Source organism: Nostoc cf. edaphicum LEGE 07299 (genome assembly GCF_015207245.1).
GTDB lineage: Bacteria > Cyanobacteriota > Cyanobacteriia > Cyanobacteriales > Nostocaceae > Nostoc > Nostoc edaphicum_B.
Genome location: NZ_JADEXF010000635.1, coordinates 1 through 3,624 on the forward strand (window position 1 = coordinate 1; position 3,624 = coordinate 3,624).

General features: G+C 45.7%; 1 protein-coding gene. It reads right to left on the reverse strand.

Translation table 11 applies throughout. From position 1 onward, the window contains the following. Nucleotides 1-164: 164 nt before the first annotated feature. A partial coding sequence (locus IQ229_RS18115; protein ID WP_194046096.1) for a magnesium chelatase subunit H occupies nt 165-3,624 on the reverse strand: 3,460 nt, incomplete at its 5' end.

Below are 3,624 nucleotides of genomic sequence, written 5' to 3' on the forward strand. Positions count from 1 at the left end.
AGTCTGATTCTAATTTTCTTTTCTAAGTTTGCAGGAACTCCTTTATTAAAATTTTCTCTAAACAAATTTTCTAATGCTTTATTTTGAAATGTTTGAATCATTTATATTTCATTTTTTAACCTTATCTCATTATTAAGGCAGGCTTGATGCCTGCCCATGTAATCCTAGTCTATCCCTTCAATCCGGTCTTCAACCTCTTGGTACAACTCGCGCAGACGATCTAAATTATCCTCGCTAGTTTCCCAATAACCGCGTCCATTCACTTCCAACAAAGTTGATACAATCTTGCGGAAAGAATGGGGATTAAGGTTCAACAACCTTTTCTGCATTTCTTCATCTTTGATGAAGGTTTCGTTAGTATCCTCGTAAATCCAGTTATCCACAGCGCCGGCTGTCGCACTCCAACCTGTTGTATTCACCAACCGCTTGGAGAGTTCGCGCACACCTTCGTAACCGTGAGACAGCATCCCCTCGTACCATTTGGGATTTAACAATTTGGTACGCGCATCCAAACGCACGGTTTCTGATAATGTCCGCACTTGGGCGTTAGCTGTAGTTGTATCTGCAATATAAGATGCTGGTTTTTTACCATCACCCCGCAGACTTGCTACAAGCTTAGTGGGATCGGAATCAAAGTAGTGGGAAACGTCCGTTAAGCTAATCTCGGAAGAATCCAAATTTTGGAAAGTTGCATCAGCAGTTTTCAAAGTACTTTCAAAAATCTGCCGGGATTCGTCCATGATTCCGGGGTTATCGGAATTGAAGGAGAAGGATTTCCGGTTGAGATACATTTCCTGCAACTCGGCTTCGCTATCCCAAGTGCTGTTTTCTACCGCCAAGTTTATATTTGACGAGTAGGAACCAGAAGCGTTGGAGAAAACCCGTGTTGCTGCTTGACGCAGATTAATCCCCATGTCCTCAGCTTGCTGCAAAGCGTGTTTGCGAACAAAGTTCATTTCTAAGGGTTCATCCGCCTCAGCTGCCATCTTCACCCCTTGGTCTAGCAGGTTCATTTGGTTGATGAACAAGTCGCGGAATACACCAGAACAATTAATTACTACATCTATTCTGGGACGTCCCAACTCTTCTAGAGATATCAATTCCAACTTGTTCACCCGTCCCAAGGCATCGGGAACTGGACGCACGCCCACCATCCACATAATTTGCGCTAGGGATTCGCCGTAAGTTTTGATGTTATCGGTTCCCCAAAGGACGCAGGCGATGGTTTCTGGCCATTTTCCTTCGTTTTCTGCTTTGTTACGTGCCAAAAGCCGATCTACAACGATTTTGGCTGATTGGACTGCTGCGGTTGTTGGGATGGATTGGGGGTCGAGTGCATGGATATTCTTACCTGTGGGCAATACATCCGGGTTGCGGATGGGATCGCCACCAGGGCCAGGTAAAACATACTCACCTTCTAAGCCTTTGAGTAATGCTCCCAGTTCGTTGTCGGCACAAACTTGTTGCAGGCAGAATTCCAAATACTCAAATAGGGGTTTTAGAGCTGCGCCATCGACTTTGGGATAACCGAGTTTATGCAATGCTTCTACCCAAGGTTCCTTTTTACCCATGTTGAAGAAATTCAACCGGGAAACCAGAGAAACTCGTCCTTCCGCGTCGATTTGCTCTTGGGCAAGGGCAGTAACTGCTGCACGGGTTGCCAAAGTGATATCTTGCAATAACTGAACATCTTCTAAAATGCCTCTGTCGCTATTTTGGTAAATATCGTCAATATTACGCCCAATGCTATTGGCGATAATTCCCGGTAAGCCTTGAAGTCCTTCTTCCTGACGATCTAGACTAGCAATATTAACGAGAGTTGCGATCGCTTCTTCTGCACTTGGCGGTTTACCAATGACATGCAAACCACAAGGCAACAACCGCGACTCGATTTCCATCAACTTGCGGTAGACGTTGCCAACAATATTATCCCGCTCATCGGTACTCATGTCTCTAGCATCGGTTTCTGGCAGGTTAATATCCTTATCCAGATTCACGATCCGGCATTTATCCATGATGCTGTTGACAATGGAAACACCGCGTCCACTATCTTTTAAGGTTTGGTAGGAAGCAATTAACTCGCTGAGTTCCTTCAAACCTTTATACAAACCTGCATTTTCTGCCGGCGGTGTCAAGTAAGAAATTGTTTCGGCATAACTCCGACGTTTGGCAATTGTCGCTTCACTCGGATTATTCGCTGCGTAGTAATACAGGTTGGGAATTGAGCCAATCAAGTTATCTGGATAACAATCGCCAGACATCCCCATCTGTTTACCTGGCATGAATTCCAAGGAACCGTGTGTACCAAAATGCAGTACAGCATCAGCTTTCCAAACTTGCTCTAGGTAAGTGTAGTAGGCAGCAAAACCGTGGTGAGGACTAGCTGAACGGGAGAACAACAGCCGCATCGGGTCGCCTTCGTAACCAAATGTAGGTTGTACACCGATGAAGACGTTACCAAATTGCTTACCATAAATTAGTAAATTTTGCCCGTCGCTGTTGAGATGTCCGGGAGGTGGCCCCCAGTTTTCCTCTAGGCGTTGAGAATATGGGGTCAGCGCCTCATACTCAGGAACCGACATTTTGTAAGCAACGTTCAGTTCTGGGCTGTTGTACTGCGCTTGTGCGTCATGGATGACTTCTTGCATCAACGCTTCGGCTGATTCTGGCAATTCTGGTAAGTCGTAGCCGTTATTCTTGAGGGCTTTCATCACCTCATAGATGGAACCGAATACATCTAAGTAAGCGGCGGTTCCGACGTTGCCTTTATCTGGTGGGAAGCTGAAAACGGTGATGGCGACTTTTTTATCCAGTTTCGGCTTGCGGCGGAGGTTCGCCCATTTTAAGGCGCGTTCGGCTACAGCTTCAACCCGATCACGGAGTGCGATCGCTTTGCCTGTAGTCCCATCTCTACCCGATAATATAATCGGCTCAATTGCTCCATCCAATTCAGGAATTGCAATTTGCAAAGCTACTTGAATTGGATGTAACCCTAAATCGCTATCCATCCACTCTTCTGTGGTTTGGAATACTAAGGGTAACGCCACCATATAAGGACGGTTTAAGCGTTTGAGTGACTCAATTGCCTTGGGATGGTCTTGTCTGGCTGGGCCACCCACTAAAGCAAAACCAGTCAGCGATATCACTGCATCTACCAACTGTGTGTTAGTAGTTGGTTCATAGAAGTAAGCATCCACAGGCTTGGAGAAGTCCAAACCACCAGCAAACACAGGTAGTACCCGTGCGCCTAATGCTTCCAACTCCTGCACCATTGCCACATAATGGGCATCATCCCCTGTAACTAGGTGGGTGCGTTGCAATACTAACCCGACACAAGGAGCTAGGGGATCTTTTAGATCGCTAGAAATATCCTTACGAGCTGTATACCAATTGAGGTACTCTCTGACATCTTCAAACATACTGGGAGCCAAAGGGTGCCAAATCCCTAGATCGGGATAAACCACCGGCTGTTCGTATGTAGAAGGTGCAAAATTCTGTTTTTCTAAACCTTTAAATACATATTTATCAGCTAGCATCAGCAAGAAGTTTTCCAGATTTTCTGGAGAACCACCTAGCCAATACTGAAAACTGAGCATGAAATTTCGGGCGTCCTGTGCCTTATCC